At 68.2% G+C, this 14,056-nt stretch carries 14 protein-coding genes; 5 read left to right on the top strand and 9 right to left on the bottom strand.

Going from position 1 to position 14,056, the window contains the following annotated elements; translation table 11 throughout:
• Position 1 precedes the first annotated feature (1 nt).
• Positions 2-754 (top strand): ParA family protein, encoded by a 753-nt coding sequence (locus ACQPYH_RS34905; protein ID WP_432880283.1) that lies wholly within the window; start codon positions 2-4, stop codon positions 752-754.
• On the opposite strand, the gene ACQPYH_RS34900 is transcribed toward ACQPYH_RS34905, so the two are convergent.
• Both ACQPYH_RS34900 and ACQPYH_RS34895 read right to left on the bottom strand, forming a co-directional pair.
• Entirely contained in the window at positions 748-1,656 is a 909-nt protein-coding gene (locus ACQPYH_RS34900; RefSeq protein ID WP_432880281.1) for a DUF4349 domain-containing protein, read from the bottom strand. The two genes, ACQPYH_RS34905 and ACQPYH_RS34900, sit on opposite strands and share 7 nt — an antisense overlap.
• Positions 1,657-1,742: 86 nt before the next feature.
• Positions 1,743-3,821 carry a DEAD/DEAH box helicase gene (locus ACQPYH_RS34895; protein ID WP_432880278.1) on the bottom strand — a complete coding sequence of 693 codons (2,079 nt, stop codon included), beginning with the start codon at positions 3,819-3,821 and terminating at the stop codon, positions 1,743-1,745.
• Between the two features lie 238 nt (positions 3,822-4,059).
• Here ACQPYH_RS34895 and ACQPYH_RS34890 point away from each other — a divergent pair, with 238 nt between their 5' ends.
• Positions 4,060-4,740 carry a ferritin-like fold-containing protein gene (locus ACQPYH_RS34890; protein ID WP_130439937.1) on the top strand — a complete coding sequence of 227 codons (681 nt, stop codon included), beginning with the start codon at positions 4,060-4,062 and terminating at the stop codon, positions 4,738-4,740.
• A gap of 55 nt (positions 4,741-4,795) precedes the next feature.
• Here the strand turns inward: ACQPYH_RS34890 and ACQPYH_RS34885 are convergent, their stop codons facing one another.
• From ACQPYH_RS34885 to ligD, 5 genes are all read right to left on the bottom strand, one after another.
• Positions 4,796-5,071, bottom strand: coding sequence for a GlsB/YeaQ/YmgE family stress response membrane protein (locus ACQPYH_RS34885; protein ID WP_432880275.1), 276 nt, complete (start codon positions 5,069-5,071; stop codon positions 4,796-4,798).
• A 145-nt stretch (positions 5,072-5,216) separates the two neighbouring features.
• Positions 5,217-5,444, bottom strand: coding sequence for a DUF3107 domain-containing protein (locus ACQPYH_RS34880; RefSeq protein ID WP_432880273.1), 228 nt, complete (start codon positions 5,442-5,444; stop codon positions 5,217-5,219).
• A gap of 104 nt (positions 5,445-5,548) precedes the next feature.
• Positions 5,549-6,178, bottom strand: coding sequence for a TetR/AcrR family transcriptional regulator (locus ACQPYH_RS34875; RefSeq protein WP_432880270.1), 630 nt, complete (start codon positions 6,176-6,178; stop codon positions 5,549-5,551).
• 82 nt (positions 6,179-6,260) lie between these two features.
• A complete protein-coding gene (locus ACQPYH_RS34870; RefSeq protein ID WP_432880268.1) occupies positions 6,261-6,440 on the bottom strand; it encodes a hypothetical protein in 180 nt (59 codons plus the stop codon).
• Between the two features lie 13 nt (positions 6,441-6,453).
• A complete protein-coding gene (gene ligD, locus ACQPYH_RS34865) occupies positions 6,454-7,380 on the bottom strand; it encodes a non-homologous end-joining DNA ligase (protein WP_432880266.1) in 927 nt (308 codons plus the stop codon).
• 138 nt (positions 7,381-7,518) lie between these two features.
• On the opposite strand from ligD, the gene ACQPYH_RS34860 reads away from it, so the two are divergent.
• The 3 genes from ACQPYH_RS34860 (at position 7,519) to moeZ (ending at position 12,560) form a co-directional block, all read left to right on the top strand.
• Positions 7,519-8,355 (top strand): alpha/beta fold hydrolase, encoded by an 837-nt coding sequence (locus ACQPYH_RS34860; RefSeq protein WP_432880264.1) that lies wholly within the window; start codon positions 7,519-7,521, stop codon positions 8,353-8,355.
• A gap of 92 nt (positions 8,356-8,447) precedes the next feature.
• Entirely contained in the window at positions 8,448-11,195 is a 2,748-nt protein-coding gene (locus ACQPYH_RS34855; protein ID WP_432880261.1) for a Calx-beta domain-containing protein, read from the top strand.
• A gap of 174 nt (positions 11,196-11,369) precedes the next feature.
• The gene (gene moeZ, locus ACQPYH_RS34850; RefSeq protein ID WP_432880259.1) at positions 11,370-12,560 is read left to right on the top strand and encodes an adenylyltransferase/sulfurtransferase MoeZ; all 1,191 of its coding nucleotides are present in this window, start codon (positions 11,370-11,372) and stop codon (positions 12,558-12,560) included.
• Here moeZ and ACQPYH_RS34845 read toward each other — a convergent pair.
• Both ACQPYH_RS34845 and ACQPYH_RS34840 read right to left on the bottom strand, forming a co-directional pair.
• A complete protein-coding gene (locus tag ACQPYH_RS34845) occupies positions 12,557-13,336 on the bottom strand; it encodes a maleylpyruvate isomerase family mycothiol-dependent enzyme (protein ID WP_432880256.1) in 780 nt (259 codons plus the stop codon). The genes moeZ and ACQPYH_RS34845 overlap by 4 nt on opposite strands.
• Entirely contained in the window at positions 13,333-13,974 is a 642-nt protein-coding gene (locus ACQPYH_RS34840) for a TetR/AcrR family transcriptional regulator (RefSeq protein WP_432880254.1), read from the bottom strand. The genes ACQPYH_RS34845 and ACQPYH_RS34840 overlap by 4 nt, the downstream gene beginning before the upstream one ends.
• Between the last annotated feature and the right edge of the window lie 82 nt (positions 13,975-14,056).

Below are 14,056 nucleotides of genomic sequence, written 5' to 3'. Positions count from 1 at the left end.
GGTGCCTCGCACTCTCGCGGTTGCCAATCAGAAGGGCGGCGTGGCCAAGACGACCACCGTCGCCACCCTCGGCGCAGCCCTGGGCGAGCTCGGCCAACGGGTGCTGCTCGTCGACCTGGACCCGCAGGCGTGCCTGACGTTCTCGGTCGGCATCGACCCCGAGGACCTCGACAAGTCGATCCACCACGTGCTGCTCGGCGGCGTGAAGGCGCGTGACGTGCTGATCGAGTTCGACGATGCGCCGGACCTGGTGCCGGCCACGATCGAGCTGGCCAACGCCGAGGTGCAGCTGGCCCGCGAGGGCAACTCCGAGCAGGTACTGCGGACGGCGCTGCGGCCGCTGCGTTCGTCGTACGACTGGATCATCGTGGACTGCCCGCCGACGCTCGGCCTGCTCACCGTGAACGGGCTGTCGGCGGCGTCCGACGTACTGATTCCCTTGCAGTGCGAGACCTTGGCACATCGTGGCGTAGGGCAACTACTGGACACCGTGCACGACGTGCAGCAGCTGACCAACCCGAGCCTGCGCGTGCTCGGCGTACTTCCGACGCTGTACGACGGACGCACGACCCATGCCCGCGCCGTACTGGAGACGATCGCGGACACGTACTCGCTCGACGTGCTGCAGCCGGCGATCCCGAAGTCGATCCGGTTCGCGGAGGCGCCGGCGATCGGCGAGACCGTACTCAGCACGGCGCCGGCCTCGCCCGGCGCGAAGGCCTACCGGGCGTTGGCCGGCGCACTGCTTCACTGACCCGCGGTCGGCTGCTTGCGCAGTCGATGCCGGAAGCGCCACAGCGGTACGGCGATGATCGCGAGCAGCACGAGGAACGGCAGCATCGCGCCGACCGCGGTCGCCAGCGCCGAGAACACCGCGGTGAACGCGTTCCAGCCGCCCTTCAGGCCGGCCAGGAAACCCTTGTCCTGTGTGGGTTCGGTCTCGACCGGCGGCTTGCCCTTCTCGGTCAGCGTCAGCGTGAGCGTCGCGAGATCGGTCTGCAGCGAGAGGTTCTTCTGCTTGGCCAGGAGCGCTTCCAGGTCGGACTCGCGGCGGGTGAGTTCACTCTCGACCGAGACGATCTCGGCGATCGTGTTCGCCTTGGTCATCAGCGCGCGCATCCGCTCGAGGCTGGCGCGCTGGGACTCGATCCGGCTGGCGACATCGACGACCTGCTCGGTGACGTCGGTCGACTCCTGGTGGATCTGCAGGCGTTTGCCCAGGTCGGAGAGCCGCTGGATCGCGGTCTCGAACGACTTGGTCGGGACCTTGAGGACGAGGTTCGCCCGGGTGACCTTGCCGTCGGGGTCGCTGCCGGTGTCCTCGGACGAGACCTGTCCGTCCAGGCCGGCGACCGCGAGGACGGCCTTCTGGCGCATGTCCGAGACGTCGTCACCCTCGACGGTCAGCGAACCGGTCTTGATGATCGCCCGCGTGATCGTCGGGTCGTCGGTGCCACTCGCCTGGGACTTCCCGGCCTGTGGCTGCGCGGGCGCCTGCGGTTTCGCATTGCTCGCGTTGCCGTCCGCTGCCTGCTTTTCTGCGGGCGCCGCCTCGCTGGTCCCGCTCGCGTTGTCGTTGCCGCTGGCTCCACAGCCGGACAGCAGCACGATCCCCGCTGTGGCCAGCACGGCTGTTACCGCTCTGATCCGCCCCATCACCCAGCCCCTCTCTCGTGGTTACCGCCCTAGGACGGCCCACGCGGGGCTGGGTGTTGCAGGCTCAGATCACCGTTCGGAAACAGTCACTCCGGCGCACTGAAGATCGGCGTCGTAGCCGGCGCCGCAGTCTTCTTCGCAGGCGCCTTCCGGGCCCGCTTCACCGGCTTCTCACCGGCGTCGACGGCGGTCGGCTCGGATGCGGTCGCTTCAGCAGCCGGCGCAGCCGCCTTCGCGGCGGCGGTCTTCCGCGTCCGCGTCCGCTTCACGGGCTTCTCGCCCGCCTCTGCCGCCTCGACGGCCGCCGGCTCTGCTGCTTCAGCGGTCGGCGCAGCTGCCTTGACGGCGGCGGTTTTCCGCGTGCGCGTCCGCTTCGCAGGCTTCTCGGCCACGTCCGCCGCCTCGGCGGCGTGACCGGTCGGCTCGGCTACCTGGACGTCGGACGCCTGCTCCGGCTTCGCCTCGGCTGCCTGGACGTCGGCTTCCGGCTTCGTCGCCGCGGTCTTGCGGGTGCGGGTCCGCTTGGCCGGCTTCTTCTCGGCCGGTGCCTCGGTCACCTCGACCTCAGCTGCCGACTCGACGGCCGGCGCCTCAGCCGACTCGACGGTCCGCGCCTCAGCCGACTCGACGGCCTGCGTCTGCGGCGCCTCGGCCGACTTCCGGGCTCGGGTCCGCTTGCGGGGCTTGCGGTCCTCGTCCTGGACGGCCTCGGTGGCCGGCGGGACCTCGGTCTTCGTGGTGACGTCCGCGAGCTCCTCGACCGGCTGCCCGGCCCGGGTGCGCTTCCGCGTCCGGTTCCGCTTCCGTCCCGACCGCGGCGCCCCATCGCCCTCGGACTTCCTCTCGGAGCGACCCTCGGAACGGTTGTCCGAACGGTTGTCGGAGCGGCCCTCCGACCGTTCCGACGTACCGCCGCGACGACCGCGCGGTGCGTCCTCGCGGGACTCACGGGACTCACGCGCTTCGCGAGCCTGCGGTGCGCGGATCCGGCCCTTGGCGTCGGTCGGGATGCCGAGGTCGTGGTACAGCTCCGGCGACGTGGAGTAGATCTCCTGCGGGTCTTCGTACGGCAGGTCGAGAGCCTTGTTGATCGTCTTCCACCGCGTCACGTCCGGCCAGTCGACGAAGGTGACGGCGATGCCGCTCGCCCCCGCGCGCCCGGTCCGGCCGATCCGGTGGATGTAGGCCTTCTCGTCCTCGGGGCAGGTGTTGTTGATGACGTGCGTGACGCCCTCGACATCGATACCCCGGGCCGCGACATCGGTGCAGATCAGTACGTCAATCTTGTCGCCGCGGAACCGGGTCAGGGCCCGCTCACGCGCCTGCTGGTTCAGGTCACCGTGGATCGCGGCCGCCTTGAACCCGCGGTCGACGAGGTCGTCGGTGAGCCGGGACGCCTCGCGCTTGGTCCGGCAGAAGATCATCACCCGGCCGCGGTCCTCGGCCTGCAGGATCCGCGCCACTACCTCGGGCTTGTCCAGATCGTGCGCCCGGTAGACGAACTGTGCCGTGGTCGGCACCATCTGGGTGTCCTCGTGCGACTCGGCCCGGATGTTCAGCGGGTGCCGCATGTGGGTGCGGGCCAGCCCGATGACGGCCGACGGCATCGTTGCCGAGAACAACATTGTCTGCCGCAGCTCGGGAGTCTTGCGCAGAATGCGTTCCACGTCGGGCAGGAAGCCCAGGTCGAGCATCTCGTCGGCCTCGTCGAGGACGAGCACCTTGATGTGGCCGAGGTCGAGAACGCCCCGGTTCGCCAGGTCGAGCAGGCGTCCCGGCGTACCGACGACGACGTCGACGCCGCTCTTCAGTGCGTCCAGCTGCGGCTCGTACGCGACGCCGCCGTAGATGGTCAGCACGCGCACCGTACGCACGGTGGACGCGGTGGTCAGGTCCTTGGCGACCTGGATGGTCAGCTCGCGGGTCGGGGTGACGACCAGCGCCTGCGGCTTGCCGGGAGCGGCGAGCTCCTCGTAGTCGGCCTCGCCGGGGGAAATGGTGCGCTGCAGCAACGGAATCCCGAAGCCGAGCGTCTTGCCGGTCCCGGTCCGGGCCTGGCCGATCAGGTCGGTGCCCATCAGGGCGACGGGGAGTGTCATTTCCTGGATCGGAAACGGCTCCACGATGTTGACGCGGTCGAGCGCGTCGCAGATCTCGGGCAGCACGCCGAGCTCTCGGAAGGTGGTCAGGCTGATCGCCTCTCACATGCTTGTGCGGACAGATTGCTCAGGGGCCGGGCGCCTTGTTACCTGAGGCGCGGGGACACTGTGCAAGCACCTCGCACCAGCTTGCCCATCTGGGCGCGTCACCGGCGAATCGCTCACCAGTGTAACCGCTCAACCTGTCAACGCCGCTTCGTGTGGTTTGCGCCACTCGTAGGCCTGGCCCGATAGGGTGCCGGGCATGGAGCAGACGGCCTTTGATGATCCCGCCTACCGGGCCGCGGCGGTGGATCTGCTGGGAGTGCTCGCGTACGGCGAGCTGACCGCGTTCGAACGGATGGCGGAGGACGCCAAGCTGGCGCCGACGCTGAACGACAAGGCGGAGCTGGCGGCGCTGGCGACCACCGAGTTCGGCCACTTCCAGCGACTCCGGGACCGGCTGGTGGAGCTCGGCGTGGACCCGATGGACGCGATGCGGCCGTTCGTCACGCCGCTGGACGCGTTCCACGACCACACCGCGCCGTCGGACTGGCTCGAGGGCCTGGTCAAGGCGTACGTCGGGGACGGCCTGGCGAACGACTTCTACCGGGAGATCGCCTCGTTCGTCGACGCGGAGACCCGGGCGTTGGTGCTGGATGTCTTCGGGGACTCGGGTCAGGCCGAGTTCGTCGTCGACCGCGTCCGCGCCGCGATCGAGGAGGACCCGAAGCTGGGCGGCCGTCTCGCGCTGTGGGGCCGCCGGCTGGTCGGTGAAGCTCTCAGCCAGGCGCAGCGCATCGCCGCCGACCGCGATTCCCTGACCGCTCTGCTGGCCGGCAGCGTCGACCGCCCCGGCCTCGACCTGGCCGCCATCGGCCGGATGTTCACCCGCTTGACCGAGGCCCACACGGCCCGGATGACAGCTCTGGGGTTGCAGGCCTGAATGGCAACGGCCGCCTGCCCCTCTCGGGGCGGCGGCCGTTTGGTGGTGCCCGGGCTTAGGCGGTTGTGGCTTTGCTGTTACGCGACGAGATGATCGCGACGACGATCGCGGCGCAGATGATCTGGATCAGGTACTGGATCCAGTCCGGGCCCGATGTGTCCTTGACGCCGAGGAGTTTGGCGATCAGACCACCGATGAAGGCGCCGATGCCGCCGCCGAGGATGGTCCAGCCGAGGCTGATGTTCTGCTTGCCGGGGAGCACCAGCCGGGCCAGCGGCCCGAAGATGATGCCCGCGATGAGGCTGACGATGAGCATCCAGACCCAGTACACGGTTCCTCCTTGTGAGGGGTGGCGGACCTGCGCGCACCTGGTGCCCCGTGACAACCAGACCAATCACGCGGCAGGTCTTACCGCCATCGTGCCCTCTCGACCGCGCTCCGCAACCTGGACACGCTCGAAAGTGTCCGGACCGGGATCAGATCGCGCCGAACCCGACCTTGCGGGTCGACACCTCGCCGATCTCGACGTACGCCAGCCGGTCGGCCGGGATCAGCACCCGGCGGCCCTTCTCGTCGGTCAGCTGCAGCAGACCGGTCTTGCCGGCGAGGGCCTCAGTCACCAGTTCCTGGACCTCTTCCGGGCTCTGCTCGCTCTCCAGCACCAACTCGCGATTGGCGTGCTGGACGCCGATCTTGACCTCCACGAAACCCTCCGGGCACGTTCTGACCGGCGGCTCTCGCCGGTAACGCTTTCGAGCCTATCCGCTGCTGCTCCCGAGCTCTCACCCGTCCGCCCAGAGCAGAACCCTCAGCTGTCGCTCCGGGGGAAGCCCCGGATGCCGCGCCAGGCCAGCGAAGCGACCAGGTCGGCGGCGTACTCCTGCGGGATCGACGGGTTGCCTTCACCCAGCCAGTACCGCGCGCTGACCTGTGCCATGCCGACCAGGCTGACCGCCAGCACCATCGACTGCTCGCGGCTCAGACCGGCGTCCGCGCTGATCACCTCGGACACGGCCTCGGCGCAGGCCTGCGTGACCCGGTCGACCCGCTCGCGCACGGCGGGCTCGTTGGTCAGGTCGGACTCGAACACCAGCCGGAAGGCGCCCTGCGCGTTCGCCACATAGTCGTAGAAGGCATGCATGGTCGCCGCGACCCGGAGCTTGTTGTCCTCGGTCGACTTCAGCGCGTCCTGCACCGAGGCGACGATCGCGTCGCAGGAGGTGTCCAGGAGCGCCAGGTAGAGCTCGAGCTTGCCGGGGAAGTGCTGGTACAGGACCGGCTTGGAGACGCCGGCCCGGTCGGCGATGTCGTCCATCGCAGCGGCGTGGTAGCCGTTCGCGACGAACACTTCCTGGGCTGCCTCGAGCAGTTGCGCGCGCCGAGCCAGCCGGGGCAGGCGGCTCCCACGCTTGGGTGCAGTCTCCGGAGTGGTCGACACGGTGGCGCTCCTTCGGGTGGTGTTCACCGAATCCTACCCAGCAGTCCTCCTCACCAGTAGCTTCCCCGCCGAACCAGGACGGTCAGCGGTAATCGTCTTCCTCGTCGTCACCCACCTCACGGCGCTGTTCCTCCACGTCCGCGGGGTTGGCGTCGGCGGGCACGTCCTCCTCGGCAACGTCCTCGAGAGGGTCCCGCTCGGTGTCGTACTCCGCGTCGAATGCCGGGTCGTAGTCCGGGCCTTCGAAGTCGGTCCCTGACATGTCGCCTCCTGGCTCAGGTCGGTAGCGGCTGCGGATCGTCGTACAGGCCCTCGAGTACGTCGCCGTACTCCTCGATCCGGGCCAGTACGTCATGCGGGAGGAACCGGAGCTCCTCCGGTGACGTGGCCGACGCCACCTCGTCCCAGTCGATCGGTGTGGATACCCGTGGCTCGTCGGAGCCCCGGAGCGAGTACGGCGCCAGCGTGGTCTTCGCGCTGGCGTTCTGACTCCAGTCGATGAACACCTTGTTCGGCCGGAGCGCCTTGGTCATGTTGGCGGTCACGTTCTCCGGCAGGGCCTCCGCCAGCTGCTCTGCCAGCTGTTTGGCGAACGCACTGGTCTGCCGGGACGACGCAGGCACGATCGGCACGTACAGGTGCATGCCCTTGTTTCCGGACGTCTTCGGCCAGCCCTCCAGCCCGAAGTGATTCAGGAGCTCGCGGAGGGCCAGTGCCACATCGCAGCACTCGACGATCGTCGCCCCGGGCCCCGGGTCCAGGTCGAACACGATCAGGTCCGCCTGCGGGTCCCTGCCCTCGTCGGACAACCCGATCCGCCACTGCGGTACGTGCAGCTCGAGCGCGGCCAGGTTGGCCAGCCACACCACGGTCTGTACGTCGTCGCACACCACGAAACTCATCTCGTCGCGTCCGGTCGAGCTGCCAGGGGTCGGCAGCGTCTCCGTGCGCACCCAGGCCGGCGTACCGCGGGGAGCGTTCTTCTCGAAGAAGTACGCCGCTTCGGTGCCGTCGGGCCACCGCTTGCGGGTCAGGGGCCGATCGCTCAGGTGGGGGAGCAGCAGCTCGGCCACCTGGTGGTAGTAGTCGATCACTTCGGCCTTGGTGAACCCGGTCTGTGGGTACAGCACCTTGGCGAGGTTGGTGAGCTTCATGGTCTGCCCGTCCACCTCGGTCGTCAGCTGCTGCTGCGCGCCCGCCATGCGTCCCAGTCTCCACCTAGCGGGCGTCCTAACATGGGTGTCGTGGATAGTTACGGGCCAGTAACCGGGGAGGCCGAACCCCCGGAGCTGAATCAGTGGCCAGAGCGGCGGGTGCCGGTCGCAGGGGTGGATCTGCTGGTGAGGGACGTGCCTGGTGCGTCGCCGGACCTGCCGCCCGCGCTGTTCGTGCACGGCCTCGGCGGCTCATCGCTGAACTGGACCGCCCTGGGCCTGATGCTCAACGACACGATCCGCGGTATCGCCCCTGACCTCCCCGGATTCGGTCGTACGCCGCTGTCGGGCGCGGCCGGGATCTCGGAGCAGGCCGCAGTACTGGCCGAGCTGCTGGAGCGTGAGTACGACCAGCCGGTGCACGTGCTCGGGAACTCGATGGGCGGGGCGTCGTCGGTCGCGCTGGCTGCGCTGCGTCCTGATCTGGTCGCCTCGCTGACGTTGATCTCGCCTGCGCTGCCGCATCCGCGGGTGTCGGCCAGTGCGCTCTGGTTCACCGCGCTGGCTACGCCGCGGCTCGGTCCCGCAGTACTGGAGAGGTCGGCGCGGCTGCCGTTCGAGCAGCGGTTCCAGGCCTCGCTGGCGATGGTGTTCGGCGATCCGCGGTCGCTGGCGCCAGAGGTACGGGCGGCGTACGAGGCGGAGTTGCACCGGCGCGACACGGACCCGTGGGGCCGGCAGGCGACAGTGGACGGCGCACGGAGCATTCTGCGGTCGTCGCTGGCCAGACCGCGCCGGTCGTTGTGGGCAGACGCTGCCAAGGTGCAGTGCCCGGTCCTGTTGATCTATGGCGGCAGGGACCGGCTGGTCGACGCAAGGATCCGCACCAAGGCCCAGCGCACGTTCCCGAACGCACGGCTGCTCTACCTGCCGCAGTCCGGGCACGTGGCACAGATGGAGCACCCGGCTGAGGTGGCTCGAGCTTTCCGCCAGTTGATCGAGTCGAATCCGACGCTCGACTGAGACACGACTGAGCGACGGATCCGGTCAACTTTCCTCTCGCCTGACAAGTACTACAGATGACTTGTCGAACGAACGAGAGGACCACTGTGCGAGTGATCGGCAGAACCGCCCGAAGTCTGTCGCTGGGGATGGTCGCACTGCTCGGTGTGGGGACACTTACCGCCACTGCTGCACCGCCAACACCGCCATCAGTTGCTCAAGGCAACCAGTGGGAAGTGCGCGCGGTGACCGGCGGCTACCAGCTCACGCTGCACTTGGAAACACCTGCGCCGATGCGCGCGTCGCTTCCGCTGCTGGAGGTCGACGGCAAACCGCTGGGCGTCGCGAAGCAGTCGCCGGACCGCAGGTCGCTGACACTGGTCAGTGCTGATGCGGCCGTGTTGAAGGCCCGCGACGTACGCCTGCTCTGGTCCGGCGACCTGGGTAAGCAGTCCGGGATGGCCCGGGGCATCACTGCGGCCGGCCCGACCGACGCCGACTGGTTGAAGGCACGGCGTGGTCCGCTACTGCCGGCAGACCCTGGCGCACTGGGCAAGTACAAGGTCGACACAGCGGAGTACAACCTCGGCAACGAGGCCGTCTATCTGCCAGGTCTCGGCCACCGCTCGGAACTGCTGGGGAAGGTGTACTCGCCGCGTGGTGCGGTCGGTCCGCGGCCACTGGTTGTCTTCCTGCACGGCCGGCACGAGGTCTGCTACGGCGATCCGACTCACCCGTCGGATAACGACAAGCCGTGGCCGTGTCCGCCAGGTATGAAGGCGATCCCGAGCTACCGCGGGTACGACGGACCGGCGACCGCGCTGGCCAGCAACGGGTATCAGGTCGTGTCGATCAGCGCCAACGCGATCAACGCCTGGGACAGCGAGGCGTACGACGCGGGCGCGCAGGCACGGGCCGAGCTGATCCTCGACCACCTGGCGTTGTGGCGGAAGTGGTCGACAACCGGCGGCGGACCGTTCGGCACCAGGTTCGTCGGCAAGATCGACCTGCAGAACGTCGGCCTGATGGGCCACTCGCGAGGTGGTGAGGGTGTTGCGCGCGCCGCGGTGCTCAACGCAGACCGCGGCGGTCAGTACGGCATCCGTGCGGTGCTGCCGCTCGCGCCGACCGACTTCGCGCGGGCAACCGTGCCAGGTGTGGCGATGAGCGTCCTACTGCCGTACTGCGACGGTGACGTGTCCGACCTGCAGGGACAGAAGTTCTACGACGACACGAGGTACTCCGTCGACGGCGACAATGCATCGCGGTCGACCGTGACCGTCATGGGTGCCAACCACAACTTCTTCAACACCGAGTGGACGCCGGGGCAGTCCGTCGCGCCGTCGAACGACGACTGGTTCGGCGACGAGAAGGCGTCGCCGTGCGGTGCGAAGTACCCGGGCCGGTTGACACCGAAGGAGCAGCAGGCCGTCGGTACGGCGTACGTCGCTGGGTTCTTCCGGTTGCAGTTGGGGCATGAGAAGCAGTTCCTGCCGCAGTTCGACGGATCGGACTCGCGGGCGGCGTCCGCGGGCAAGGCCGTCGTACGGGTGGTGTCGCAGGGGCGGGATGTGAACCGTCTCGACAAGGCGCTGCCGGCCGGAGCGGTCACTGGGAAGGTGTCTGCGACAGTGTGCGCCGGTGTGACCACGACAGGTCTACGAGCATCGACACCCACCTGTATGGCGACGGACGACTGGTCCAACGCACCGCACTGGGGTGCTGCGTGGTTTGCAGCCAAGACGCCGACCACTGCGGTCACAAAGCTCAAGTGGACCGGGACAAACGGGGTCGTGCGAGTCAGCGTGCCGGCAGGGCAGCGCGACGTACGGCGAGTTGCCGCACTGACGTTCCGCGCCGCACCGGACCCGGTTGGCGCGCCGAAGACCGATCTGAGCGTTCACGTGGTCGACGGGCACGGGCGGGCGGCCGTCGTACCGGTGTCTGCTGTTAGTGACGCGCTGGTGCGGATGCCGGGGAGCAACGAAAGCGGTCTGCCGAAGAACCTGCTGCGGACGGTCCGCATCCCGGTGTCGTCGTTAAAGGGCATCGACCTGCGCGATGTGCGTGCGGTGGAGTTGCATACGGACAAGGTGGCCAGCGGGTCGGCGTACGTGAGCGATCTGGCGTTCTCGTCGCCCGGGCTTGGCCGGCCGGTGCCTGCGGCGCTGCTGCCGAAGCTGTCCGCCTCGAGCGTCACTGTGAAGGAGGGGGACAAGGGCACCCATGCAGTCGACTTCTGGGTGACCATGTCGCGGCCGAGCATCCGGCCGGTCAGCGTGTACGTCGAGACGAACGGCGAGCTCGGTGAGAGCGTCGGGGACGTCGGTCGGCAGCTGGTGTTCAAGCCGGGACAGGTGCGGCAGAAGGTGTCTGTGCCGATCACCGGGAACACGCGGGACAGCTACGACCTGCCGTTCAGCCTGGTGCTGTCCGCGCCGCACGACGGGCTGCTGAACGAGTCCTTCGGCCACGGTCTGGTCCTGGACGACGACCCGACGCCGACGCTGACCCTGAGCAACCTCAAGACGGCCGAGAAGACCGGCCTGGTCAACTTCGGGGTCAAACTGTCCGCTCCGAGCGACAAGTTCGTGTCGTTCGGGGGAGTGCTCAAGGACGGAACGGCGGTGATCCGCAAGGACTACACGTCCGCCAACGACGACGGCGGCACCGGCCCGGTCGACCGCGCGATCGACGGCTACGTCGAGCCGGGGCAGACGACCGGCGATCTGTCCGTGAAGATCCTCGACGACAAGCTCAAAGAGCCGGCCGAAACCTTCGCCGCGATCATCCAGCAGGTCGACGGGGCCGACCTGAAGGTCCCGATGACCCTCACGGCGACGATCATCGACAACGACTAGTACTACCGGCGTGCCGGGCTCCCTGGGGGCGCCCGGCACGTCTCGTTTCTGAGACGACAGGCCCGGGATGTGGACTCCGCCGGGGGTCGCTTGGGATGTGCGGGAACATTGGGGGTGGGAGAGATGGTTGAAAACCGGAGATCCCGTCCGACGTCTTCCTGAGGAGCCGACAACGTGTCACTGCCACCGCTGGTCGAACCGGCCGATGAGCTCACGATCGACGAGGTGCGACGGTACTCGCGGCACCTGATCATCCCCGAGGTCGGGATGGCCGGGCAGAAGCGGCTGAAGAACGCCAAGGTGCTGGTCATCGGCGCCGGCGGCCTCGGCAGCCCCGCCCTGCTGTACCTGGCCGCCGCCGGTGTCGGCACCCTCGGCATCGTCGAGTTCGACACCGTCGACCAGTCCAACCTGCAGCGCCAGATCATCCACGGCCAGTCCGACGTGGGCAAGTCCAAGGCCCAGTCGGCCAAGGAGTCCATCCTCGAGGCCAACCCGTACACGAACGTCGTCCTGCACGAGACCCGGCTGGACAACGACAACGTGTTCGAGATCTTCGAGCAGTACGACCTGATCGTGGACGGCACCGACAACTTCGCCACCCGCTACCTGGTCAACGACGCCGCCGTACTGCTGCACAAGCCGTACGTGTGGGGTTCGATCTTCCGCTTCGACGGCCAGGTCAGCGTGTTCTGGGCCGACAACGGCCCGTGCTACCGCTGCCTCTACCCGGAGCCGCCGCCACCCGGCATGGTCCCGTCGTGCGCCGAGGGCGGCGTGCTCGGCGTGCTCTGCGCGTCCATCGGCGCGGCTCAGGTGACCGAGGCGATCAAGCTGCTCACCGGTATCGGCGACCCGTCGCTCGGCCGGCTGAACATCTACGAGGCGCTCGACCTCAACTGGCGTTCGCTGAAGGTCCGCAAGGACCCGAACTGCGCGATCTGCGGCGAGAACCCGACCGTCACCGAGCTGATCGACTACGAGAGCTTCTGCGGCGCGATCACCGAGGAGGCGGCCGACGCGGCCGTCGGCTCGACGATCTCGGTGAAGCAGCTGAGCGAGTGGATCAAGCTCAAGGACAACGGCGAGAAGGACTTCGTCCTGATCGACGTCCGCGAGCCGAACGAGTACGAGATCAACAAGATCCCGGGCTCGGTGCTGATCCCGAAGGCCGACTTCCAGACCGGTGTCGCGCTGGAGAAGCTGCCGCAGGACAAGCAGCTGGTCTTCCACTGCAAGTCCGGCGTCCGCTCGGCCGAGGTCCTCGCGATCGCCAAGGGCGCAGGCTTCTCCGACGCCGTCCACGTCGGCGGCGGCGTGGTGGCCTGGGTCGATCAGATCGACCCGAGCCAGCCCTCGTACTAGAACGGCATCCGGCAGGATGCGACCGCCTCAGTGGCGACGGGGTCACCCGTAACCACTGGGGCGTCGTCGCGTCCGGACAGCGTCCGCATGTAGGCGACGGCGTCCACCGCGGCGCGACCTACCGGCTCACCCCTCCCGAGTTGATAGGTCCCGCCGCCCGGCCCCGTGAGTTCCACCTCGACCGCCGGCCGATCGCCCCAGAACGGTCCGTCGATCACGTCGTACATCACCTGCGCGACCAGTTCCTCGGCGTACGGTCCGGCGTCGAAGGGGCGGCCCAGCGCCTGACTTACGTCGTCGCGGTGCATCCACAGGTCCCGCGCGAGCAGGATGTCGTGGATGTAGCCGAGGTTCATCCGGACGCCGTTGAAGGTCATCGACGGCCGCCGCATCAGCTCCGGGTTGTTCGAGATCTTCCGGGTCGCCTTCGCCCACACCTGGTCGAATTCGCTCCGCAGTTCGGCCGGCGGCGTACCGCGGTGCTCGTCGGCCTGGATCATCATGTGCGCGTCGATCCGTAGGACGTCGGGATAGACCCGCTTGGCCTTCCGGTACCGGCGCGGGAACGAGAGCGGCCGGTTGACGTCCTCGGCCTGCCCGATCAGGTGGCCGGCGATATCCGCGACATCCCACTCGTCGCAGACCGTACGGCGCTGCCACTCGTCCCCCTCGATCGACGCGAGCAACTCGTGCCATGCCTGGAGCTCGGCGTCCCGGTGGACCCGGCATCGCGGCCGGTCGGCTCGCCCTATCTGTTCCGCGAGTACCGCGCTCATTTCTTCCCCCTGCTAGGTGAGTAGTGCTGGTAGAACATCTCCAGTACGACGGGGAAGAGCCGCGTGAACCGCCCCGTCTCGAAGGTCGCGTCCGGCTCGTTCGCCATCTGTTGCGACAGCACCCCGGCCGTGATCGACGTGAACACTGCGAGACCCTCCTCGCTCGCAGCGTCCGGGTGCAGTCGGCCGGCGTCGACTGCCGCCTGCAGGCCGTCCCGCAGTACGCCGAGCGCTTCCTGGGCCGGTGCATACGCCTCCGGGCTCGGCTCGAACCCGGGGATCGTCCGCCAGAACATCAGCTGCGAGTAGACCGGGTTCTGCATGCTCCAGCGCGCGTACGCCGTGGTGCCGATCAGGTGCAGCTCCACGACGTCGTCGGTGGTGGCGGCGGCGATCGCCTCCTGTTGCGCGGCCAGGAACAACTCGGCACCCCGCTGGAACAGCGCGTCGTAGATCGCCATCTTCGACGGGAAGTACTGGTACAACGACGGCGGCTGCATCCCCAGCCGGCGAGCGACCGCAGACAAACTCAGCGCCGCCACCCCCTCGGCCCCCATCAACTCGATGGCAACGTCGAGGATCTCCCCAATCGTCTCCTGCCGACGCCGAGTCCGACGATCCCTCACGACAGTGCTCACACCATGAGGAAAACCTAAGACCATTAGGGAAGTCAATACCTCGTAGGCTTCCTCCCACATTCCCGCCCTGAGCGGGGGCGCG

This window comes from Kribbella sp. CA-245084 (assembly GCF_050942355.1).
Taxonomy (GTDB): domain Bacteria; phylum Actinomycetota; class Actinomycetes; order Propionibacteriales; family Kribbellaceae; genus Kribbella.
The sequence above is the reverse complement of the archived record's forward strand: the minus strand, read 5'-3'. Positions and strand labels throughout refer to the sequence as shown.